The organism is Pseudomonas sp. MF08817 (genome assembly GCF_059862705.1).
Genome location: NZ_JCBCUY010000012.1, coordinates 104,745 through 125,812, shown reverse-complemented (window position 1 = coordinate 125,812; position 21,068 = coordinate 104,745). Strand labels below are relative to the sequence as shown.

Annotated in this window: 20 protein-coding genes; 5 read left to right on the top strand and 15 right to left on the bottom strand. The window is 63.6% G+C overall.

Annotated elements, in window-relative coordinates; genetic code table 11:
* Window positions 1-32 precede the first annotated feature (32 nt).
* The 3 genes from dapE to AC19YR_RS09805 all read left to right on the top strand — a co-directional run bounded on the left by dapE (window position 33) and on the right by AC19YR_RS09805 (window position 2,453).
* The gene (dapE, locus tag AC19YR_RS09815) at window positions 33-1,184 is read left to right on the top strand and encodes a succinyl-diaminopimelate desuccinylase (RefSeq protein ID WP_095106359.1); all 1,152 of its coding nucleotides are present in this window, start codon (window positions 33-35) and stop codon (window positions 1,182-1,184) included.
* Window positions 1,184-1,993, top strand: a complete 810-nt coding sequence (locus AC19YR_RS09810) for a putative RNA methyltransferase (protein WP_500598217.1) — start codon at window positions 1,184-1,186, stop codon at window positions 1,991-1,993. The genes dapE and AC19YR_RS09810 overlap by 1 nt, the downstream gene beginning before the upstream one ends.
* 82 nt (window positions 1,994-2,075) lie before the next feature.
* Complete coding sequence (locus AC19YR_RS09805) at window positions 2,076-2,453, top strand: hypothetical protein (protein WP_500598215.1); 378 nt, start codon at window positions 2,076-2,078, stop codon at window positions 2,451-2,453.
* Window positions 2,454-2,627: 174 nt separating this feature from the next.
* Here AC19YR_RS09805 and AC19YR_RS09800 read toward each other — a convergent pair whose 3' ends face one another.
* The 7 genes from AC19YR_RS09800 to prfB form a co-directional block, all read right to left on the bottom strand.
* Complete coding sequence (locus AC19YR_RS09800; RefSeq protein ID WP_095106355.1) at window positions 2,628-2,957, bottom strand: PA3694 family proteiin; 330 nt, start codon at window positions 2,955-2,957, stop codon at window positions 2,628-2,630.
* Window positions 2,954-3,868: an alpha/beta hydrolase gene (locus tag AC19YR_RS09795; protein ID WP_095106354.1), complete on the bottom strand. Its 915-nt coding sequence runs from the start codon at window positions 3,866-3,868 to the stop codon at window positions 2,954-2,956. Before AC19YR_RS09795 ends, AC19YR_RS09800 begins: the two co-directional genes overlap by 4 nt.
* 143 nt (window positions 3,869-4,011) lie before the next feature.
* Window positions 4,012-5,241, bottom strand: coding sequence for a flavohemoglobin expression-modulating QEGLA motif protein (locus AC19YR_RS09790; protein WP_500598229.1), 1,230 nt, complete (start codon window positions 5,239-5,241; stop codon window positions 4,012-4,014).
* A 68-nt stretch (window positions 5,242-5,309) separates the two neighbouring features.
* Window positions 5,310-5,867: a hypothetical protein gene (locus AC19YR_RS09785; RefSeq protein ID WP_500598212.1), complete on the bottom strand. Its 558-nt coding sequence runs from the start codon at window positions 5,865-5,867 to the stop codon at window positions 5,310-5,312.
* A gap of 31 nt (window positions 5,868-5,898) precedes the next feature.
* Window positions 5,899-6,615 (bottom strand): TetR/AcrR family transcriptional regulator, encoded by a 717-nt coding sequence (locus AC19YR_RS09780; RefSeq protein ID WP_095106349.1) that lies wholly within the window; start codon window positions 6,613-6,615, stop codon window positions 5,899-5,901.
* Between the two features lie 202 nt (window positions 6,616-6,817).
* Window positions 6,818-8,317, bottom strand: coding sequence for a lysine--tRNA ligase (gene lysS / locus AC19YR_RS09775; protein ID WP_095106347.1), 1,500 nt, complete (start codon window positions 8,315-8,317; stop codon window positions 6,818-6,820).
* Window positions 8,318-8,420: 103 nt separating this feature from the next.
* Window positions 8,421-9,516, bottom strand: a protein-coding gene (prfB, locus tag AC19YR_RS09770) for a peptide chain release factor 2 (protein WP_141233936.1) whose coding sequence is annotated in 2 segments (ribosomal slippage) — window positions 8,421-9,443 and window positions 9,445-9,516 — 1,095 coding nt in all. Because the reading frame shifts where the segments join, the coding sequence is not laid out codon by codon here.
* A 392-nt stretch (window positions 9,517-9,908) separates the two neighbouring features.
* Between prfB and AC19YR_RS09765 the strand changes: the two genes are divergently transcribed.
* A complete protein-coding gene (locus AC19YR_RS09765; RefSeq protein WP_095106345.1) occupies window positions 9,909-10,604 on the top strand; it encodes a hypothetical protein in 696 nt (231 codons plus the stop codon).
* 75 nt (window positions 10,605-10,679) lie between these two features.
* Window positions 10,680-11,591, top strand: coding sequence for a DMT family transporter (locus tag AC19YR_RS09760; protein ID WP_500598209.1), 912 nt, complete (start codon window positions 10,680-10,682; stop codon window positions 11,589-11,591).
* 29 nt (window positions 11,592-11,620) lie between these two features.
* Here the strand turns inward: AC19YR_RS09760 and AC19YR_RS09755 are convergent, their stop codons facing one another.
* From AC19YR_RS09755 to AC19YR_RS09720, 8 genes are all read right to left on the bottom strand, one after another.
* Window positions 11,621-12,622 carry a response regulator gene (locus tag AC19YR_RS09755; protein WP_095106342.1) on the bottom strand — a complete coding sequence of 334 codons (1,002 nt, stop codon included), beginning with the start codon at window positions 12,620-12,622 and terminating at the stop codon, window positions 11,621-11,623.
* 48 nt (window positions 12,623-12,670) lie between these two features.
* Complete coding sequence (locus AC19YR_RS09750) at window positions 12,671-13,681, bottom strand: chemotaxis response regulator protein-glutamate methylesterase (protein WP_095106341.1); 1,011 nt, start codon at window positions 13,679-13,681, stop codon at window positions 12,671-12,673.
* Entirely contained in the window at window positions 13,678-15,981 is a 2,304-nt protein-coding gene (locus AC19YR_RS09745; RefSeq protein WP_500598207.1) for a hybrid sensor histidine kinase/response regulator, read from the bottom strand. The genes AC19YR_RS09750 and AC19YR_RS09745 overlap by 4 nt, the downstream gene beginning before the upstream one ends.
* Window positions 15,978-16,658, bottom strand: a complete 681-nt coding sequence (locus AC19YR_RS09740) for a chemotaxis protein CheW (RefSeq protein WP_095106336.1) — start codon at window positions 16,656-16,658, stop codon at window positions 15,978-15,980. Before AC19YR_RS09740 ends, AC19YR_RS09745 begins: the two co-directional genes overlap by 4 nt.
* The gene (locus AC19YR_RS09735; RefSeq protein ID WP_095106331.1) at window positions 16,655-17,926 is read right to left on the bottom strand and encodes a CheR family methyltransferase; all 1,272 of its coding nucleotides are present in this window, start codon (window positions 17,924-17,926) and stop codon (window positions 16,655-16,657) included. Before AC19YR_RS09735 ends, AC19YR_RS09740 begins: the two co-directional genes overlap by 4 nt.
* Window positions 17,923-18,432, bottom strand: a complete 510-nt coding sequence (locus AC19YR_RS09730) for a chemotaxis protein CheW (RefSeq protein ID WP_095106327.1) — start codon at window positions 18,430-18,432, stop codon at window positions 17,923-17,925. Before AC19YR_RS09730 ends, AC19YR_RS09735 begins: the two co-directional genes overlap by 4 nt.
* The gene (locus tag AC19YR_RS09725) at window positions 18,432-20,054 is read right to left on the bottom strand and encodes a methyl-accepting chemotaxis protein (RefSeq protein WP_500598205.1); all 1,623 of its coding nucleotides are present in this window, start codon (window positions 20,052-20,054) and stop codon (window positions 18,432-18,434) included. The genes AC19YR_RS09730 and AC19YR_RS09725 overlap by 1 nt, the downstream gene beginning before the upstream one ends.
* A 272-nt stretch (window positions 20,055-20,326) precedes the next feature.
* Window positions 20,327-21,043, bottom strand: a complete 717-nt coding sequence (locus AC19YR_RS09720; RefSeq protein WP_095106322.1) for a tellurite resistance TerB family protein — start codon at window positions 21,041-21,043, stop codon at window positions 20,327-20,329.
* Window positions 21,044-21,068: the final 25 nt, after the last annotated feature.

Sequence of the window (21,068 nt, the reverse complement as noted above, 5' to 3'; positions counted from 1 at the left end):
TTGTGCCCATACCCTGTTTCCCGGAGTTCTCCATGACGGCCCACGCCGACCTTTCGCCCACCCTGCAACTCGCCTGTGACCTGATCCGCCGCCCGTCCGTGACGCCGGTCGACGCTGACTGCCAGAAGCTGATGATGCAGCGCCTGGGCGATGCCGGTTTCCAGTTGGAGCCGATGCGCATCGAGGATGTGGATAACTTCTGGGCCAGCCACGGCAAGCACGATGGCCCGGTGCTGTGTTTCGCCGGCCACACCGACGTGGTACCCACCGGCCCGGTACAGGCCTGGCAGATCGACCCGTTCGACGCAGTGATCGACGAGCACGGCATGCTCTGCGGGCGCGGCGCGGCGGACATGAAGGGCAGCCTGGCGGCCATGACCGTGGCCGCCGAGCGGTTTGTGGGCGACTACCCGGACCACCGGGGCAAAGTCACCTTCCTGATTACCAGCGATGAAGAAGGCCCGGCCCACCACGGCACCAAAGCCGTGGTCGAACGCCTGGCCGCGCGCAAGGAACGCCTGGACTGGTGCATCGTCGGCGAGCCGTCGAGCACCACCCTGGTGGGTGATGTGGTCAAGAATGGCCGGCGCGGCTCCCTCGGCGCCCGCCTCACGGTGCGCGGTGTGCAGGGCCACGTCGCCTACCCACACCTGGCGAAGAACCCGATCCACCTCGCCACCCCAGCCCTGGCGCAATTGGCCGCCGAGCATTGGGACGATGGCAATGCGTTCTTTCCGCCCACCAGTTTCCAGATCTCCAACCTCAACTCCGGCACCGGCGCCACCAACGTGATCCCCGGTGAACTGGTGGCGGTGTTCAACTTCCGCTTCTCCACCGAGTCCACAGTCGAAGGCCTGCAAAAACGCGTTGCCGATATCCTCGACCAACATGGCCTGGACTGGCACGTGGACTGGGCGTTGTCGGGCCTGCCATTCCTCACCGAACCGGGCGCGCTGCTCGACGCGGTGTCGGCGAGCATCAAGCAGGTCACCGGCCGCGACACCCAGGCCTCCACCAGCGGCGGCACCTCGGACGGGCGCTTCATCGCCACCATGGGCACGCAAGTGGTGGAGCTGGGCCCGGTCAACGCGACCATCCACCAGGTCAACGAGCGGGTTCTGGCCAGCGACCTCGACGTGCTGACCGAAATCTACTACCAGACCCTCGTCAAGTTGCTCGCCTGATGCTCACCTGCCCTATCTGCACCGCACCGCTGGCCGAGGTCGACAACGGCGTCGCCTGCCCCGCCGGGCACCGCTTCGACCGCGCCCGCCAGGGTTACCTGAACCTGCTGCCGGTGCAGCACAAAAACAGCCGCGACCCGGGCGATAACCTGGCGATGGTCGAGGCGCGCCGCGACTTCCTCAACGCTGGGCATTACGCCCCGGTGGCCAAACGCCTGGCGCAACTGGCCGCCGAGCGCGCCCCCCGGCGCTGGCTCGACATCGGTTGCGGCGAGGGTTACTACACCGCGCAAATCGCCGATGCCCTGCTGCGCGCCGACGGCTATGCCCTGGATATCTCCAAGGAAGCCGTCAAACGTGCGTGCAAGCGCAACCCTACGCTGACCTGGTTGATCGCCAGCATGGCCCGCGTGCCGCTGGCGGACGCCAGTTGCCAGTTCCTGGCCAGCGTGTTCAGCCCCCTCGACTGGCAAGAAGCCAAGCGCCTGCTCAGCCCCGGCGGCGGCCTGATGAAAGTCGGCCCCACCCGCGGCCACCTGATGGAGCTGCGCGAGCGCCTGTACGACGAAGTGCGCGAGTACACCGACGACAAGCACCTGGCCCTGGTGCCCCAGGGCATGAGCCTGCAACACAGCGAAACCCTGGAATTCAAGCTGCACCTGGCCAACCCCCAGGACCGCGCCAACCTGCTGGCCATGACGCCCCACGGCTGGCGTGCCAGCGCCGAACGCCGCGCCGAGGTCATCGACCAGGTGGCGCCGTTCGAGGTCACCGTGTCGATGCGCTACGATTACTTCGTTTTGTCTTAACCCCTAAATTCAAGGGCCCGGGCCGTTGCCTGGGCACGCAAAATCCGCGAGTGGATTTTTCAGACCCGCAGTGAGGACGTCCATGCGCCAACCCGATATCGAGATTTACCTCAAAGACACTGACACCGACTACAAGGCCATCGCCGCGTGGCTCGGCGCCGCCCTGGGGCCGTGCACCGACTGGGTGCAAAAAGGCCAGACCTACAAATGCCGCGCCGGCAACGTGCCGGTGACCTGGCTGCCCAAAGCCGTGGGCAAGTGGAACAGCCTGCACCTGGACAGCGACCAAACGCCGTGGGACGACGACATCGCCTGCGCCCGTGCCGCGTTCGCCGCGCTGAACATCGAAGTGCGCTGCGCGCCAGGCAGTTGGGTCGAGGAGGAAGGCGAGGAAGCGGCCGACCGCTGGATTCGCATCAGCAGCGACGGTGAAGAAGAAATCACCTGGAAAACGGCCTAACCTCTGCCATTTACCGGCAACCTCTGTGGGAGCGGGCCCTGCCCGCGATAGCGGTGGGTCAGCACTCATTGATGCTGAATGGGCCGCGCTCATCGCGAGCAGGCTCGCTCCCACAGTGGGTAATTGCCTGACCGCGCAAAACTCCACTTCAGTGGAGTTTTTTTTGCCCCGGATTTATGGCTGCAACTGCTGCGGCGTTTCTTCGCCCATGCAGCGCACGGCGCGCTTCTTGTTGTTGACCAGCACACCGGTCAGGCCTTTTTGCTCGGTGTCGAACAACACCAGCACGCCATCGATGCACTGCGCCACTTCGGCGGCCGGTTGCAGGGAGATCTTGTAGTCCTCGCCCGGTTGGGTCTTGAGCATGGTGAAGTCGTTGAGCAGCAGCGCGTCTTCGGGCTTGGCGAAGTGCAGGTAGCCGTAGTACCACAGGCACGCCACGGTGCCGATGATGCTGCAGACACCCGTGATAATCAGGGGGATGGCGTTACGTTCTTCACTCATTGCGGACTCTCTGAAGGTTCAATTGCAGGATTCGTGGGCGGCGGATAGTTCGGCACTTCGGCCAGGCGGCGCAAGCCGTTGAAATGCTGCGGGTCATCCAGGTAACGCAGCATCACGGCGCGCCAGACCGGGTCGGCGAACGTCTGCACGTGGCCACCGCGGGTCAGTTGCAGGACCCTGGGCGGGGGCGCAGCTTGATACAGTCCGATGCCGTTGGAAAGAGGCACGATAGGGTCATCGAGGCTGTGGTAGATCAATTTCGGCACGGTGCCCAGGCGCGGCGCGGCGTAGATCGCACTGTCGGCATCCGGCACCAGCCAAGACAGCGGCACTTGCAGGGGCCAGGTCAGCCAGGACGTGCCCAGGGCGAAGCGCCCGACCGCACGGTAGCTGGCCGGCACGCCATCGAGCACCAGGGCCTTGAGCTGGCGCTCGCGCTCGGGGTGCGCGGCCAGGTAATGCACCGCCAGCGCCCCGCCCAGGCTCTGGCCCAGCAGCACCAACGGCTTGCCCTGGACCTCGGGCGCCGCGTCCAGCCAGGCGAACGCGGCGTCGATGTCTTGGTAGATCGCCGGCAAACGCGGCGTGCCCTCGGACACGCCATAGCCGCGGTAGTCCAGCAGCAGCACTTGATAGCCTTGCTCGGGCAGCCACCAACTACCGCCCAGGTGCGCCGCCAGGTTGCCACCATTGCCGTGCAGGTGCAGCACCGTGCCCTTGACCGCCACCCCCGGCTTGGCCGGCAACCACCAGCCGCGCAGGCGCACGCCATCGGCGGTGGTCAGGTTGACATCGCGGTACGCCAGCCCCGCTTTGGTCGGGGTGAACGGCAGGCCCGGCTCGGGGTAGAACAGCAGCGAGCTGCAACCGCCCAGGGCCAACAACAGGCACAGAATGCCGAGGGTTCTCATCCGGTGACGCCTCGTGAAAGGGGTGGAAAGACAATCGCGTAAAAGCCTCAGCGTTCTCCTGTGAAAACGACGCTGGCGTGGGAGCGGGCTCGCCCCCTCTCACAGACACAAGAAAAAAATCCCACATAGAGCCAGCAAAGAACTCACAGGATATTGGAGTAATCCGCCTCGATCCGGTCCAGGCTCAGGTGGTTGAGGAAGTTGGAGAAGCACATCCACGCCGACAGGGCATTCATGTCGCGGAACTGGTCGGGCAAGTACTTGGGCGGCACCACCAGGCCTTCGTCCACCAATTGGCGCAGGGTACGCATGTCCTCCAGGGTGGTTTTGCCGCAAAACAGCAGCGGCACCTGCTCCAGCTTGCCTTTGCGCACGGCCAACTGAATGTAGTTGTAAACCATGATGAAGCCCTTGAGGTAGGACAAGTCCTTGGTGAACGGCAGGCCATTGGGCACCGAGCCACGGAAAACCCGACTGGCGTTACCGTAGCTTTCCGCCATCTCGAAGCCCTGCTCGCGGAAGAACTCGTACACCTGCAAAAAGTCCGCGCCCTCCTCCACCATGTGGATGGCACGGGTGCGGTTGGTCAGTTTGCGCAAGCGGCTGGGGTAGGAAGCGAAGGTGATGATTTCCATCAGGATCGCCAGGCCTTCCTGGGTCACGGTCGAGGACGGCGGGCCTTTGGACAGGAAGGTGCAGATCGGCTGGTTCTGGCCGTTGAGGGTAGTGCCCACGTGCACCAGGCCTTCGTGGACTTCCAGGGCGCGCACGTCGCGCTCGTTGAACATGGCGTCGGTGCGGATCTTGATGTAGTCGGCGCCGGCCGCCGCGTCCGCGACAATGCCGTCGGACTCGAACACCCGGATGGTTTCCTCGGCCTCGCCAAACACCTTGTTCAGGCGGCTTTGCAGCAGGCTCACGGCTTGCTTGGCGCTGAGCAGCTTGGGTTCGTCCTTGAGGTCGCCGCGCCCGTCGATGTTGTTCAGGTAATCGGACAGCATCAGGCCCAGGTCGGCCAGGGTCGGGTCGCCGGCGTGGAAGGCATCGGAGGCGGCGCCATACAGCTCCTGGGATATCAGGCCGAAATCCTCGGTGCCGCGCGCTTCGAGCATGCGCACCACCATGCGGTATTCCTTGCACATGCGCCGCATGATCTGCCCGACCGGGTTGAACTGGCCCAGTTGCCGGGTGATGTCGCGCTCGATGTTCTGGAACTCCAGCTTGACCTTGCTGGAGTCGAACGCCAGCGGCCGGCCCAGGTAGTAGTCGCGGTCCACGGCGGGCATTTCCTTGCCCTTGCCCTTGAGAAAGCCCCGGCGGATGTTGTCGTCCCACTTCACCGCATCCAGTACGCGGATCGGCGTCTGCGCCATCACGATGCGATCAGACAAGGCGCGTATCGTTTGCTGGTAATCGTCCACCCGAAACTCCTCTGAATGCTTTACGGCTTGGCGTTGGCTGGGCGTTTGTAGCGGGCCACTTCGACAAAGGCGTCGGCGTTGGCCGGGTCATCGAGGTAGGCGAACACCTGCGCCATGGGGCTTTGGACTGCCAGCCCCGGGCCTTGTTCGGTGTCCAGCGGCGCGCCCTTGAGCAGGCCCCGCGCCGCGGCATCGCCGATTGCCTCAAGGTCGAGACTGTAGACCACCAATTCGTGGTCTTCATCGAGTTCAAAGCCTGCCAGGGTGAAACCGCCACCATAGGCGGCGGGCACTTTGCCCCAGGCGTACCAGCGCACATCGTGGCGGGTCACAGTAAAACCGTAGGCTTCGCGCTCCCGGGGGCGGGCCCGGGCGTAACTGACCGCTTGGTATTGGTCCTTGCCGACGCGGCTCAACTCCAGGTTGAGGGGCTCGCCCCAACTGTTCTTGCTGGTCCATTTGCCCAGCAAACCGGCCGGCAGGGCCTGGTGCTCGGCCATCGGTTGGGTGAAGGTCACCAGGCAGCCGCCTAGCAGCATGAAGGCCAGGGTCATCAGCAGCACACGCCAGGTTTTCATTGGTTTCTCCTGATTGCCCCCACTCGGCGCCCTAGGCCGAGGCCAGCACCAAGTGCATGTGGCGCTTGAGGATGCCGAGCATTTCTTCTTCGGCTTGTGGCTCAGGGCCATTAAGCAGGCCCTGATACTCCATCCGTCCGATAATCGCCGTCAACACTTTGGCATCCTGCTGTGGCTCACGCGACCCCAGCACCTGGAAAAAATGGCAAGTGCCCTGTAGGAGAATTTGCTGGTGCGAGCGCACCAACAGCGCCAACCGTGGGTTGAGCAGGGCTTCCTGGCGAAACGCCTGCTCGGCCATCAGGTGCTCGCGGCGGGTGTGCAACTGGTGCTGCACGTAGTCGGCGGTCAGCCGCGCGATGTCGTCGGCCAGTTGGCTGCGCGCCGCCACGCTGCCATCGCCAAAGGCGACCATCTCGCGCAGCAGGCCTTCGTTGTTGGCCCACAGCTTGGCCATGAAGGCCGCACTGCGTTCCACGTATTGGGCGAAGGTATCGGTGAGCAGGTCATCGATATCCTTGAAGTAGTAAGTGGTCGCCGACAGCGGCACCGCTGCCTCGGCGGCCACGGCACGGTGGCGTACCGCACGCACGCCATCGCGCACGACGATGCGCATCGCCGCATCGAGAATGTCCTGCCGACGCTGCTCACTGCCCTGGCGGCTGGGCTTGCGCCCCTGGTACTGAACGCTTTGCGCGACCGCAGTGGCAACGCCAGCTGCACCTTCTTGAGCAATTGCAGGGTTCACGGCAGGTCTTCCTCTTTACGGTCGGATAGGTAACAAGTTGATACGTTTGTTCCATTCAGGCAATAAAAAGCCGCCCGGCAAGGCTGATATCGGCCAAACCAGGCAAACCCTGAACGGCGCTGTAGCAAGCGGGCTTGCTACAGCGCGGGTTGCCTTGACTGGTTGATATCAGCCCGCTGTAGGCGGCGGGGGTGCAGTCGCGTCAGGCTTGCGGGCGCATGTGCGGGAAGAGGATCACGTCGCGGATCGACGGGGAGTTGGTCAGCAGCATCACCAAGCGGTCGATGCCAATGCCTTCACCGGCGGTCGGCGGCATGCCGTATTCCAGGGCGCGGACGAAATCGGCGTCGTAGTGCATGGCTTCGTCGTCGCCGGCATCCTTGTCGGCCACCTGGGCCATGAAGCGCTCGGCCTGGTCCTCGGCGTCGTTGAGCTCGGAGTAGGCGTTGGCGATTTCACGGCCGCCGATAAACAGCTCGAAGCGGTCGGTGACATTCGGGTTGTCGTCGTTGCGGCGCGCCAGCGGCGAGACTTCAAACGGGTATTGGGTGATGAAGTGCGGCTGTTCCAGCTTGTGCTCCACCAGTTCCTCGAAAATCATCACCTGCAACTTGCCCAGGCCTTCAAAGCCCAGCACCTTGGCGCCGGCCTGCTTGGCGATGGCACGGGCCTTGTCGATGTCGTTGAGGTCATCGGCAGTCAGTTCAGGGTTGTATTTGAGGATCGAGTCGAACACCGACAGGCGCACGAACGGCTCGCCGAAGTGGAACACCTTGTCGCCGTAGGGCACGTCGGTGCTGCCCAGCACCAGTTGCGCCAGCTCGCGGAACAGTTCTTCGGTCAGGTCCATGTTGTCTTCGTAGTCGGCGTAGGCCTGGTAGAACTCCAACATGGTGAATTCGGGGTTGTGGCGGGTCGAGACACCTTCGTTGCGGAAGTTGCGGTTGATCTCGAAGACCTTCTCGAAACCACCGACCACCAGGCGCTTGAGGTACAGCTCGGGGGCGATGCGCAGGAACATTTCCATGTCCAGGGCATTGTGGTGAGTCTCGAACGGCTTGGCCGCCGCACCGCCGGGGATGGTTTGCAGCATGGGCGTCTCGACTTCAAGGAAGTCGCGGGCCATCAGGAAACTGCGGATGTGGGCGATCACTTGCGAGCGCACGCGGAAGGTCTGGCGTACTTCTTCGTTGACGATCAGGTCAACGTAGCGCTGGCGGTAGCGCTGCTCGGTGTCGGAGAGGCCGTGGTGCTTGTCCGGCAGCGGGCGCAGGGATTTGGTGAGCAGGCGCACGCTGGTCATTTCCACGTACAGGTCGCCCTTGCCGGAACGGGCCAGGGTGCCTTCGGCGGCAATGATGTCGCCCAGGTCCCAGGTTTTCACCGCGGCCAGGGTTTCTTCGGGCAGGGTCTTGCGGTTGACGTAGACCTGGATACGCCCGGTCATGTCCTGGATCACCATGAACGAGCCACGGTTGAGCATGATGCGACCTGCCACCTTGACCGGAATCGCCGCTTCGGCCAGTTCTTCCTTGGTCTTGTCGGCGTACTGCTTCTGCAAGTCTTCGCAGTAGGCGTCGCGACGGAAGTCGTTGGGGAAGGCGTTGCCCTTGGCGCGCTCGGCCGCAAGCTTTTCCTTGCGCAGGGCGATCAGGGAGTTTTCTTCCTGTTGCAGGGCTTGGTCGAGTTGTTGGTCGCTCATGTCTTTAAAGATTCCATCACAGGTTCGTTGCCCCCAGCCTGCGGCTGGGGATCGCGGGCAAGCCCGCTCCCACAGGGAGCGCGCCATGCCCCGTATTGCGGACTTACAGGCCTTGTTTGAGGCTGGCGATCAGGTATTCGTCGATATCGCCGTCGAGCACTTTGTCGCAGTCGCTGCGCTCGATGTTGGTGCGCAGGTCTTTGATGCGCGAAGCGTCCAGCACGTACGAGCGGATCTGGTGGCCCCAGCCGATATCGGACTTGGTTTCTTCCAGAGCCTGAGACGCGGCGTTGCGCTTTTGCACTTCCTGCTCATACAAACGGGCCCGCAGCATTTTCATGGCGGTGTCTTTGTTCGCATGCTGGGAACGTTCGTTCTGGCAGCTGACCACGGTGTTGGTCGGTACGTGGGTGATACGCACGGCCGAGTCGGTGGTGTTCACGTGCTGGCCACCGGCGCCGGAGGAACGATAGGTATCGATCCGCAGGTCGGAGGGGTTGATGTCGATTTCGATGTTGTCGTCGATTTCCGGCGACACGAACACGGCCGAGAACGAGGTGTGGCGACGGTTGCCGGAGTCATACGGGCTCTTGCGCACCAAGCGGTGCACGCCGATCTCGGTACGCAACCAGCCAAAGGCGTATTCGCCCTTGATGTGCACGGTGGCGCCCTTGATCCCGGCGACTTCGCCGGCGGACAGTTCCATGATCGTGGCGTCGAAGCCACGCTTGTCGGCCCAGCGCAGGTACATGCGCAGCAGGATGTTGGCCCAGTCCTGGGCCTCGGTGCCGCCGGAACCGGCCTGGATATCCAGGTAGGCGTTGTTGGCGTCCATCTCACCGCTGAACATGCGACGGAATTCGAGTTTTTCCAGGGACTCGCGCAGGCGCTCGACTTCGGCGGCTACGTCATCGACGGCAGCCTGGTCTTCTTCCTCGGCGGACATCAGCAGCAGGTCCTTGGCATCGGCCAGGCCACTGTGCATTTCATCCAGGGTTTCTACGATCTGCGCCAGCATCGAACGCTCGCGCCCCAGTTCCTGGGCGTAGGTTGGGTTGTTCCAGACACTCGGATCTTCAAGCTCGCGATTGACCTCGGTCAGGCGCTCATGCTTTTGATCGTAGTCAAAGATACCCCCGAATAGTTTCGGAGCGCTCGGACAGGTCCTTGATACTGTTAAGGATCGGGTTGATTTCCATGGCAGGCAGCACTCGTTGGCGAACTTTTGAAAGCCGGCGAGTATAAACGCAATCAGCCCACAGCGGCAGCCCGCCTGGCAGCCGATAGGCAAATCAATCGGCCACAAGCGCACGGTGCCCGTCGTCAATGCCTTGGGCGGCAAACAGCCCGCTGCGGCTCGAACACCTACAGCAACTTCCCTGCTTATTCGCAGTAAGCAGATACGCTGCTGCATATGTAGGAAACAATAACCCGCACTAGAAGACACTTCGCACAATAACCGTTATTGCACTAAACCCAGGTTTTTCCTAACACTATTCAGGCAAGCAATAACACCCACCAACAATCAGGAAAAAGTTGCACATAACAACTACTGCCTATTTTCTGACTTACTCAACGGAGGAAAATAAAAGTGTTCGACATCAACCAACACCGACACAATTATTTCTACAACCTTGAAACCGTGATTGACGGCATCATTCCCGATGCGCTGTGCGACACCCTCAGAGAACGGGCCAACGCTATTATCCAGGCCAATAAAGTTGACCTGGTTCGGCATGAAAGCCTGGGCACCGATGCCGTATCGGACTTGGGGGGCGCTTATAACCATCACATCTTCAAGGGCAGCGATATCCGTCAGCACTTTCCCGAACTCAACGCGGTGTATCACTCGCTGGTACCGCTGATAAGCCTTATCACCCACACGGACACCGTGGTGTCGCCCTACCCGGCGTCGGATATCAATATAAAAGCCTACCCGCCCGGCGGCGGAACCCTGGGGCTGCATTACGACACCAACGGCATCACGGTATTGCTGTTCCTGACCACCAACCATGAAGCGCCGTTGCGCATGCAGGTCGAACGCTCCCACCCGAGCAAGAAGCAACCCTGGGTCGAACACCGCAAGATCTTCGCCAAGAAGGGTTCACTGCTGGTCATGCAGGGGCGCAAGAGCCTTCACGACAGCGAGCCCACGGTGACCGAACAGAAGCTCTCGGTGGTGTACAACTACTACGAGCGCCACGATACCTACCGCCACGAAGACTTCGATAATTTCGTCTACTACGGCATCAAGCCCAAGACCCTGGAACCCGAGCAGACCGCCTAGGCGATACCAGCACTGCACTGGGCGCCAGCGGCTCATCGCCGGCGCCGCTTCTAACCACAACCTGTGGAACCTTGCATGAAGTTGAAAAAAATCGATCTGTTGGCCGGCGTATTGGTGACCGTGATCTGGGGCTGTAACTTTTCCGTGATCGGCTTGGGGCTCAAGTCCCTCGACCCTTTTCTACTGACCCTGCTCAGGTTTTTCCTCTGCGCCATACCCCTGGCCCTGTTCATCAAAAAGCCGCCGAACATCGGTTACCGCACCTTGGCGTTATATGGCGTGCTGTTTGGCGCCGGGTTGTGGTGGGTGGTCAACTTTGCCATGTATAACGGCCTGTCGCCGGGCATGTCTTCGGTGTTCTTGCAGTTCAGTGCGTTTTTTACCATCGTGCTAAGTAGTCTATTTCTTAAAGAAAGGATTAACGCCGTGCACGGGGCCGGTATGTTATTTGCCGGCGCCGGGTTATTGATGATGTTGTACTTGGCCGAACAATCGTCCACCACGACGGGGATCTTGTTGGTATTGTTGGCGGCACTTTCCTGGTCGCTGTGCAACCTCATCGTCAAAGTCAAAAAACCGCAGAACATGATCGCGTTTATTGTCTGGTCGAGTTTATTTTCGGTGCCGGCGATTTTAATCATGACCCTGTTTGCCGAAGGGTTGCGCCCATTTCGCAATTTGCTCGACGACTTCACTTGGGGTGCGGGCTTTTCGCTGTTTTTCCAGAGTTACATCACCACGATCCTGGGCTACTGGGTGTGGAACAACTTGATGAAACACTACCCCGCGTCGCTGGTCGCACCGTTGTCGCTGATCGTTCCGGTGTCGGGGGTGCTCACCTCCTACCTGTTTTTCGATGAGCGCCTGAGCCCCGCCCAAGGGCTGGCGATTGCGCTGGTGCTGATCGGCATTGCGATCTTCATCAATTCAGAGCGGATTGCCCGGCGCTTTATCAAGGCCACGCCCGGCACCGCCTCGCCCCTGTGAGTGCCGCACGCCAGCCACAGGGCGGGCGGTCACTCAACGCCCACCCGGTTGCGGCCGTTGTGCTTGGCCAGGTACAGGCCCTTGTCCGCCGCCGAGATCAGCTGCCGGCAATCGCTGCCCTGCTGTGGGGTGATGGTGGACAGGCCGATGCTGATGGTCAGGCTCGCGCCTTCGGTGGGGGCGATGTGGGGGATTTTCAGGGCGGCGACGGTCTGGCGCAGTTTTTCCGCCACCAGGCGCGCACCGCCGGGCGAGGTGTTGGGCAGCACCAGCACGAACTCTTCGCCGCCGTAGCGGGCCGGCAGGTCCGAGGGGCGGCTGCTGGCATCGCGAATGGCCAAGGCCACTTTGCGCAGGGCTTCGTCGCCCTCCAGGTGGCCGAAGGTGTCGTTGTAGGTTTTGAAGTAGTCGACGTCGATCATCAGCAGCGACAACTGGGTCTGGTCGCGCATGGCGCGGCGCCATTCCAGTTCCAGGTATTCGTCGAAGTGGCGGCGGTTGGACAGCCCGGTCAAGCCGTCGGAGTTCATCAAGCGTTGCAGCACCAGGTTGGTGTCGAGCAACTGCTGCTGGCTGACCCGCAGCGCGCGGTACGCGGCGTCACGCTGCAACAGGGTCATGAAGGAGCGCGAGTGATAGCGGATGCGTGCCACCAGTTCGATGTTGTCCGGCAGTTTGACCAGGTAATCGTTGGCCCCGGCCGCGAAGGCCGCGCTTTTAATCATCGGGTCTTCCTTGGTGGAGAGCACGATGATGGGGATGTCCTTGGTGGCCGGGTGGTTGCGGTACTCGCGCACCAGGCTCAGGCCGTCCAGGCCGGGCATGACCAGGTCCTGGAGGATCACCGTGGGCTTGATGCGAATCGCCTGGGCAATGGCCTGGTGGGGGTCGGAGCAGAAGTGAAAGTCGATGTTCTCTTCATTGGCCAGCCCACGCCGCACAGCTTCGCCGATCATCGCTTGGTCATCGACTAACAACACCATGGCGGCATTTTCATCGTTCTTGAATTCGTCGAGCTGTAAGTTATGCATGTGCGGTCACCTGAAAGACTACGTGGCCAAAAAAGCAGTAATTGTCGGTCATTGGGCAAATATCTCCAGCAAACGTGGGGCGATCCTGTCCAGCGGGCAGATCTCCACGGCGGCGTCGATGGCGGCGGCAGCCTTGGGCATGCCATACACCGCGCAACTGTTCTGGTCCTGGGCGATGGTCAGGTAGCCCTGCTGGCGCATCAACTTGAGCCCTTGGGCGCCGTCGCGGCCCATGCCGGTAAGCAAGACGCCCACGGCATCGCCGTTCCAGTAACTGGCGACGCTCTCGAAAAACACGTCGATGGACGGCCGGTAGATCTCGTTGACCGGCTCGGCGGTGTAAGCCAGGGTGCCGTTTTTCAACAAGCGGATATGGTGGTTGGTGCCGGCCAGCAGCACGGTGCCGGGTTGCGGCGGCTCGCCCTCGCGGGCCAGGCGCACCGTCAGGCCCGAGGCGCTGCTCAGCCATTCGGCCATGCCTTGGGCGAACACCTGGTCCACGTGCTGCACCAGCACGATGGCGGCGGGAAAGTTGGCCGGCAAGCCCTTGAGCAAGATTTCCAGGGCTGCCGGGCCACCCGCCGACGAGCCGATGGCCACCAGGCTCTGGCGCTGCACCATGGTGCGCAGGGGCTTGGGCTCGGCGCGCACGCGGCTGCCGCTCTGGCCCACCAGCCAACCGATATTGAAGATCTTGCGCAGCAGCGGCGCGGCGGCCTCCTTGGCATTGCCGCCGCCGATGGCCGGTGTATCGACCACATCCAGCGCGCCGTGGCCCATGGCCTCGAACACGCGGTGGACATTCTGCTGGCGATCGACGGTGACGATGACGATGGCGCACGGGGTTTCGGCCATGATCCGCCGCGTGGCTTCCACGCCGTCCATCACCGGCATTATCAGGTCCATCAGGATCAGGTCCGGGGTCAGCTCGGCGCAGCGCTGCACCGCTTCCTGGCCATTGCTGGCCACCCACACCACTTCATGGGCGGGCTCGAAGGCCAAGGCGCGGCGCAGGGCCTCGATGGCCATGGGCATATCGTTGACGATGGCGATTTTCATGCGTGGGCTCCTCCGATGAGCTCAACCACAGCATCGAGCAGGGCGTCGTCATGGAAGCTGGCTTTGGCTAGATAGTAGTCGGCCCCAGCGTCCAGTCCACGGCGACGGTCTTCTTCACGGTCCTTGTACGACACCACCATCACCGGCAGTGACTGCAAACGGTTGTCGCGGCGCAGCAGGGTGACCAGCTCGATGCCGTCCATGCGCGGCATGTCGATGTCGGTAATCAGCAGGTCGAAGTTCTCCGAACGCAGGGCGTTCCAGCCGTCCATGCCATCGACCGCCACCGCTACGTCGTAACCGCGGTTGAGCAGCAACTTGCGCTGCAACTCGCGCACGGTGAGGGAGTCATCCACCACCAGCACGCGCTTGCGTGCCACTTGGGCCACGTGTTGGCTGTGGCGGGCGATACGTTCCAGGCGCCCGGTGTTGAGCAGTTTGTCCACCGAACGCAGCATGTCTTCGACATCGACGATCAGCACCACCGAGCCATCGTCCAGCAGCGCCCCGGCGGAAATGTCCTGGACCTTGCCCAGGCGATCGTCCAGGGGCAGCACCACCAGGGTGCGCTCGCCGATAAAGCGTTCCACCGCCACCCCATACACCGCATCGCGCTCGCGGATTACCACGACCTTGAGGGTTTGCGCGGCGTTTTGCGCGGCCGGGCGTTGCAACAGCTGGCTGGCGGCCACCAGGCCGACATGGCGGCCTTCGTGCCAGAAGTGCTGGCGGCCTTCGACCTGCACGATGTCGTCCGGCTCCAGGTCGCACATGCGTTCGATGTGGGCCAGCGGAAAGGCGTAGGCCTCCTCGCCCACTTCCACCACCAGGCTGCGCACCACCGAGAGGGTCAGCGGCACTTCCAGGTGGAAGCGGCTGCCCTGCCCCGTGGTCTGCTCCAGCACCACCGCACCGCGCAGTTGGCGCACCATGTGCTGCACCGCGTCCAGGCCGACGCCGCGCCCGGACAGTTCGGTGACCTTGTCCCGCAGGCTGAAGCCCGGTAGGAACAGGAAGGTCAGCAACTCTTCTTCGCTCAACTGGGCGGCGGTTTCGGCCGGGGACAACTGGCGCTCGATGATGCTGCGGCGCACCCGGTCCAGGTCGACACCGTTACCGTCGTCACTCAGTTGCAGCACCAGCAGCCCGGCCTGGTGGGAAGCGCGCAGGCGGATCAGGCCTTCGGCAGGTTTGCCGGCCAGCAGGCGCTGCTCGGGCATTTCGATGCCGTGATCCACCGCGTTGCGCAGCAAATGGGTCAGAGGCGCTTCGAGTTTTTCCAGCACGTCACGGTCGACCTGGGTTTTTTCCCCTTCGATCTCCAGGCGCACTTGCTTGCCCAGGCTGCGGCCCAGGTCGCGGACCATACGCACCTGCCCCGCCAGCACATCGGCGAAGGGCCGCATGCGGCAGGCCAGGGCCGTGTCATAGAGCACCTGGGCGCGTTGGCTGGCCTGCCAGCCGAACTCATCCAGCTCGGCGGCCTGTTCGGCCAGCAGTTGCTGGGATTCGGCGAGCATGCGCCGGGCATCGCTGAGCACTTCCTGGGCTTCGAGGCTCAGTTCGTGTTCCTTGAGGTGTACGTTGAGGCTTTCCAGGGCGCGCAGGCCGTTGTTCTGCATGCGCTTGAGGCGCTGCAACCCGGTCAGCCAGGGCTTGAGGCGCTGGGTTTCGACCAGGGATTTGCTCGACAAATCCAGCAGGCTGTTGAGCCGCTCGGCGGTCACCCGCAACACCCGCTCGCCGCCCTCGGTGACGGTGCGCGTGCCACGGCCCCGCTCCACCGTGGGCGCCGGCATCTGCGCTTCGCGCAGCAGGGTATCGAGCACCGGCGCCTCGGGGGGTGGTTCGCTGGGTTCCGGCGCCGCGGACACCGCGGACACCGTGGGCGGCGCGGGCACGGGGGCGGCGGCCGGGTCGAGCAGGCGCTCCATCAGGCCCACATAGGCCTCGATATCCGCCGGCGCCAGGCTATTGCCCGGCGTGGCGATGCGCATCAGGTAATCGGTGCCTTGCAGCAAGGCGTCGATGTGCTCCGGGCGCAGCAGCAGGCGCCCTTCCTGGGCACTGACCAGGCAATCTTCCATCACGTGGGCGACGCTGACCCCGGCGTCCACGCCGACGATCCGCGCCGCGCCCTTGAGGGAGTGGGCGGCGCGCATGCAGGCTTCGAGCTGGTCGGCCTGGGTCGGGTTGCGTTCCAGGGCCAGCAGCCCGGCGTTGAGAACCTGGGTCTGGGCGTCGGCTTCCAGGCTGAAGAGTTCCAGCAACGAGGCGTCGCGCATCTGATCGGGGGTCATGTCAGGCTCCGGGTCACGGCGGCCAGCAGTTGTTCTTCATCGAGCCAGCGCAGGCTGCGGCCCTTGAAAGGCAGCACGCCACGGGTGTACTTGGCGCTGGCCTGGGGGCCGGGCACCGAGGCGGCGTCGAGGGCGTGCTGGTCGATGGCGTGGATGCCATCCACCTCATCCACCGGCACCACCACCGGGCCACCGTGGGCGGCGATGATAAGCATGCGCGGCGTCACCCGCCCGCCGGCTGAGGCCACGGGGGCGGGGTCCAGCCCCAGCAGCTCCACCAGCGACAGGCACGCCACCAGCGCACCGCGCACATTGGCCACGCCGAGCAAGGCCCGCGAACGCTGGTGCGGCAGGGAGTGAATGGGTTGCTGCGGCGCCACTTCCACCAGGCAACGGGTCACCAGGCCCAGCCACTCTTCGCCCAGGCGGAACATCAACAGCGAGCGGGTGACGACGTCGGCTTCCTGCTCGGCGCCGGCGTGGTGGTCTTCCTGTTGCAGGGTGTAGCGGTCGAGCAGGCGCGTGGCGGCGGCCGAATACACCGCGCAGTTGCGGCAATGGATATGGTCGGCCAGCAAGGGGCAGGTTTTGTCGCCATGGATGCCGATACGGTTCCAGCAGTCATCGATGGCCTGGGCATCGGCGCAGGTGACGTTCAACGCAGCGGATTGACTCATCGTTTACGCTCACTGTCGGCGCCGCGCTCACTGCGCGCGGCACGTTGCTGCAATCGGCGGGCCCCCGCCTCGTCGCCCTGGGAAGCCAACAGGGCGGCCAAGTGCATCAGGGCTTCGGCGTGTTGCGGGTCCAGGTACAAGGCCTTGCGGTAAAAGCCCTGGGCCTGCAGCGCGCTACCGGCCACGTCGCTGAGCAGGCCGAGCCAGTAGAACACCTGGGCCACCGGCTCGTGGCTGCGCAAATACTGTTCACAGGCGCGCTGCGCTTCGCTGCTTTTCCCTTCATTGGCCAGGGCAGCGATGGTGGCGAGCAAGGCCTGGGCATCGCTGGCCGGGGCCACGGGCTTGCTCACCGGGCTGGCGGGCGCGCTGCTGATAAAGGGCCGCGCCCGCACAGGCAATGGTGCCGGGGCGCGAATCGGCGGCGGCACCGGCAAAGGTGTGGGCACAAAGCGGGGTGCAGGTTCCACGGCGGTGTGGCGGCTGAAGGCAAAAGACTGGGCAATACCAATCGAACGCATGCCCAAACGCCCCAGCAGGCTGCCTTCGGCCGGGCCGATGAACAGCACGCCGTCGGTGTGGGTCAGGCGTTTGAGCACCTCGAACACCTGCTGCTGGGTGGGCTGGTCGAAGTAGATCAGCAGGTTGCGGCAGAACACGAAATCAAAGGGCGCTTCATTGGCCAGCAAGGTCGGGTCGAGCACGTTGCCCACGTTCAGCGCCACTTGCTCGCGCACCCGCGCACTGAGCTGGTAGCCGTCCGCCCCGGCGCTGAAGTAGCGCTCGCGAAAATCCCCCAGTTGCCCACGGAACGAGTTCTTGCCGTACACCGCGCGCTTGGCCCGCTCCACCGACAGCGGGCTGACATCCAGGCCCTGAACCTTGAACTGATGGGGCGCCAGCCCCGCATCGAACAGCGCCATGGCGATGGAGTACGGCTCCTCGCCCGTGGAACACGGCAGGCTGAGGATGCGCAGCGCACGCATGTTGTTCAGCTCGCCCAAGCGCTTGAGGGCCAGTTTGCCCAGGGCGGCGAAGGATTCGGGGTAACGGAAAAACCACGTCTCGGGGACGATCACCGCTTCGATCAGCGCCTGTTGCTCGTCCCGCGAGCCCTGCAAGCGTTGCCAATACTGGTCGCTGCTCAGGCCCTCGGCCGCCAGGCTGCGCTGGCGCACGGCGCGCTCGATGATTGCCGGGCCGACGGACGCCACGTCCAGGCCGATGCGCTCTTTGAGGAAGTCGAAAAACCGCTGGTCGCTGCTCATGGCTGCGCCTCCAACGGATCGAGGCCCGTTGCCTGCGCGGGGAACAACAGCCCCCGCACGTCGTCATCCAGCAGGTCGGCGACACGGATCCATTGCACCAGGCCCTCTTCGTCCTGGCGCACCGGGCCCAGGTAGCGGGCAGCGGGGTTGTCCAGGCCATAGGGCTGGAAGTCTGCCGGGTTGCAGCGCAGGGTATCGGTGGCCTGTTCGAGCACCAGCCCCAGCACTTGGCCGGGGCGGTAGTTGACCAGCACCCAGCGCGTGCTGGTGCGCGCCTGGGCCGGGTGGCCGAAGGCCAGGGCACTGAGGTCGATCACCGGCACCACCACACCGCGATGGCCGAACACCCCGGCGACCCAGGCCGGGGCCCGGGCGATAGGCTTGAGCGGCAGGCGCGGGAGCACTTCCAGCACCTCGGTGGCCTTGAGGGCAAAGCGTTCGTTGGCAATGCGAAACAACAGGAACAGCGCCGCGCTGGCGCCCTGTTTGAGCGCGCTCTGGCTCATCAGACTTTGAAACGCGAGACGCCGCTGCGCAGCCCCACCGCGACCTGGCTCAACTCGTCGATGGCGAAACTGGCCTGGCGCAGGGATTCCACGGTCTGGCTGCTGGCATCGCCCAGTTGCACCAGCGCATGGTTGATCTGCTCGGCGCCAGTGGCCTGGGCCTGCATGCCTTCATTGACCATCAGCACCCGCGGCGCCAGGGCCTGGACCTGATGAATGATCTGCGACAGTTGCTCGCCCACCTGCTGCACCTCGGACATGCCGCGGCGCACCTCTTCGGAGAACTTGTCCATGCCCATCACCCCGGCCGACACCGCCGACTGGATCTCGCGCACCATTTGCTCGATGTCGTAGGTGGCGACGGCGGTCTGGTCCGCCAGGCGTCGCACTTCGGTGGCGACCACGGCAAAACCGCGGCCGTACTCACCGGCCTTTTCGGCCTCGATGGCGGCGTTGAGGGACAACAGGTTGGTTTGGTCGGCGACCTTGACGATGGTCACCACCACTTGGTTGATGTTGCCGGCCTTCTCGTTGAGGATCGCCAACTTGGCGTTGACCAGGTCGGCGGCGCCCATCACCGAGTGCATGGTGTCTTCCATGCGCGCCAGGCCTTGCTGGCCGGAACCGGCCAAAATCGAGGCCTGGTCGGCGGCGGTGGAGACTTCGGTCATGGTGCGGACCAAGTCCCGGGAAGTGGCAGCGATCTCGCGGGAAGTGGCGCCGATTTCCGTGGTCGTGGCCGCCGTTTCGGTGGCGGTGGCCTGTTGTTGCTTGGAGGTGGCAGCGATTTCCGTCACCGAAGTGGTGACCTGCACCGATGAGCGCTGGGCCTGGGACACCAGGGCCGTGAGCTCGGCCATCATGTCGTTGAAGCCGGTTTCCACGGCGTTGAATTCGTCCTTGCGCGCCAGGTCCAGGCGCCCGCTGAGGTCGCCGGTGCGCATCACGTCGAGGATTTCCACGATGCGCTTCATCGGCGCCATGATGGTGCGCATCAGCAGCCAACCGCACAGGCCGGCGGCGATCACCGCCAGCAGCAGGGAAACGCCCATGCTCACTTTGGCGGCGGTGACTGCATCGCCAATGGCATCGGTGGCGCTGGTGGCCGACTCGCGGTTGTGGTCGATGACCCCGTTCAGATGCTGGCGCCCGGCTACCCAGGCGGGGGTCAATTCGTTGTCCAACGCCGCGCGGGCCTGGTCGTAGGCCTTGGCTTCGTACAGCGCCAGCACATTGTTCAGGGCTTTGTTGAAGGCCTGGCGGCGCTGCTCGAATTCATCGAAGGAGGCTTTGTCGAGCGCATCGAAAATGGTGCCGTGATAGTTGGCGATTTCCTGGTTCAGCCGCGCCTCGAAACTGGCGTAGGCGGCCTTGTCGGCCGGGGTCAGTTCGCGGCGGTCGGACAGGCCGACAATCTGCTGGGTCAGCACGTAGCTGTCGACCCAGGCGCTGCGGATCATCGAGCTGTAATAGACCCCCGGCACCGCGTCGGCGCGGACCATTTCTTCGCTGGACTCGATCTTCAACAGGCGGGAATACGAGACCACCACCATCAACAGCATGATGGCAATGATTACCGCAAAGCTCGCCAAAATGCGTTGGCGCAACGTCCAGTTCTTCACAGTCAGTCCTCGGGGGGCGTTCAAATGGGGGGGAGTATAGCCGAGGCGGTGCCATCATTAAGCACGCGGATGTGTGGTGGCGCAAAAGTCCGCACAAAAAACCCGGAATAGGCTCTGGATCGGGGGTTTGGTCGGGGTTTAGGCGTTTTTTCGAGGTGCCGATACGGCCCTGCGGGAGGGGGTAATGGCCATTGCCAGGCCATCAATGGGCCAGAAGCCCTGATGCGGGTGTTGTGGTAGCAAGCGGGCTTGCCCGCTTGCTACACAAGGGGTCAGGCAGAGGCCTGGCGTACCTGTTTTTCCAGTTCGGCCTTGAGCCCCGGTTCCAGCTTGAGCTGGCGGGCCAGTTCGTCGAGGTAGGACTTTTCCATGAAGCTTTCTTCGTCCACCAGCATCACGCTGGCGATGTACATCTCGGCGGCCATTTCCGGGGTGCTGGCGGCGCGGGCGACGTCGACGGGGTCCAGGGGTTTGTTGAGCTCGGCGTGCAGCCAGTGTTGCAGCTCCTGGTCGTTGTCCAGCTTGGTGAACTCACCTTCGATCAGCGCACGTTCGCGCTCATCCACATGGCCATCGGCCTTGGCCGCCGCCACCAGGGCCTTGAGGATCGCCTGGCTGTGCTGCTCCACCTGGGCGGCGGGCAAGCGGTCGAGGGTCTGGGGCTCGTTGCGCGGGGCGGTGCCCTGCTGGGCCTGCCAGTTGCCGTAGGCCTTGTAGGCCAGCACGCCGAGGGCGGCGAGGCCGCCGTAAGTCAGGGCCTTGCCGCCAAACTTGCGGGCTTTTTTGTTGCCCAGCAAAAGGCCCATGGCGCCCGCCGCCAACGCCCCGCCGCCCGCGCCGGAGAGCAGGCTACCCAAGCCTCCCGAGCCACCGAGCAAACCGCCCAGCGCACCTTTGTCGGCACCTTTGTTCTGGGTGCCGCCCGCTTTGTTCTGCAGCATGTCCTGGCCGGACTTGAGCAGTTGATCGAGCAATCCACGGGTGTTCATTTGTTGCCTCCAATAAATGGGATTA

What these genes read in the sequence shown, in the direction of transcription:
- AC19YR_RS09800 (WP_095106355.1), bottom strand. Translation starts at nt 2,957, where the DNA reads ATGAGTGAAGAACGTAACGCCATCCCCCTGATTATCACGGGTGTCTGC.
- AC19YR_RS09755 (WP_095106342.1), bottom strand. Translation starts at nt 12,622, where the DNA reads ATGCATAACTTACAGCTCGACGAATTCAAGAACGATGAAAATGCCGCC.
- dapE (WP_095106359.1), top strand. Translation starts at nt 33, where the DNA reads ATGACGGCCCACGCCGACCTTTCGCCCACCCTGCAACTCGCCTGTGAC.
- AC19YR_RS09790 (WP_500598229.1), bottom strand. Translation starts at nt 5,241, where the DNA reads ATGGCGCAGACGCCGATCCGCGTACTGGATGCGGTGAAGTGGGACGAC.
- AC19YR_RS09735 (WP_095106331.1), bottom strand. Translation starts at nt 17,926, where the DNA reads ATGAGCAGCGACCAGCGGTTTTTCGACTTCCTCAAAGAGCGCATCGGC.
- lysS (WP_095106347.1), bottom strand. Translation starts at nt 8,317, where the DNA reads ATGAGCGACCAACAACTCGACCAAGCCCTGCAACAGGAAGAAAACTCC.
- AC19YR_RS09720 (WP_095106322.1), bottom strand. Translation starts at nt 21,043, where the DNA reads ATGAACACCCGTGGATTGCTCGATCAACTGCTCAAGTCCGGCCAGGAC.
- AC19YR_RS09805 (WP_500598215.1), top strand. Translation starts at nt 2,076, where the DNA reads ATGCGCCAACCCGATATCGAGATTTACCTCAAAGACACTGACACCGAC.
- AC19YR_RS09810 (WP_500598217.1), top strand. Translation starts at nt 1,184, where the DNA reads ATGCTCACCTGCCCTATCTGCACCGCACCGCTGGCCGAGGTCGACAAC.
- AC19YR_RS09795 (WP_095106354.1), bottom strand. Translation starts at nt 3,868, where the DNA reads ATGAGAACCCTCGGCATTCTGTGCCTGTTGTTGGCCCTGGGCGGTTGC.
- AC19YR_RS09745 (WP_500598207.1), bottom strand. Translation starts at nt 15,981, where the DNA reads ATGACCCCCGATCAGATGCGCGACGCCTCGTTGCTGGAACTCTTCAGC.
- AC19YR_RS09740 (WP_095106336.1), bottom strand. Translation starts at nt 16,658, where the DNA reads ATGAGTCAATCCGCTGCGTTGAACGTCACCTGCGCCGATGCCCAGGCC.
- AC19YR_RS09760 (WP_500598209.1), top strand. Translation starts at nt 10,680, where the DNA reads ATGAAGTTGAAAAAAATCGATCTGTTGGCCGGCGTATTGGTGACCGTG.
- AC19YR_RS09785 (WP_500598212.1), bottom strand. Translation starts at nt 5,867, where the DNA reads ATGAAAACCTGGCGTGTGCTGCTGATGACCCTGGCCTTCATGCTGCTA.
- AC19YR_RS09750 (WP_095106341.1), bottom strand. Translation starts at nt 13,681, where the DNA reads ATGAAAATCGCCATCGTCAACGATATGCCCATGGCCATCGAGGCCCTG.
- AC19YR_RS09730 (WP_095106327.1), bottom strand. Translation starts at nt 18,432, where the DNA reads ATGAGCCAGAGCGCGCTCAAACAGGGCGCCAGCGCGGCGCTGTTCCTG.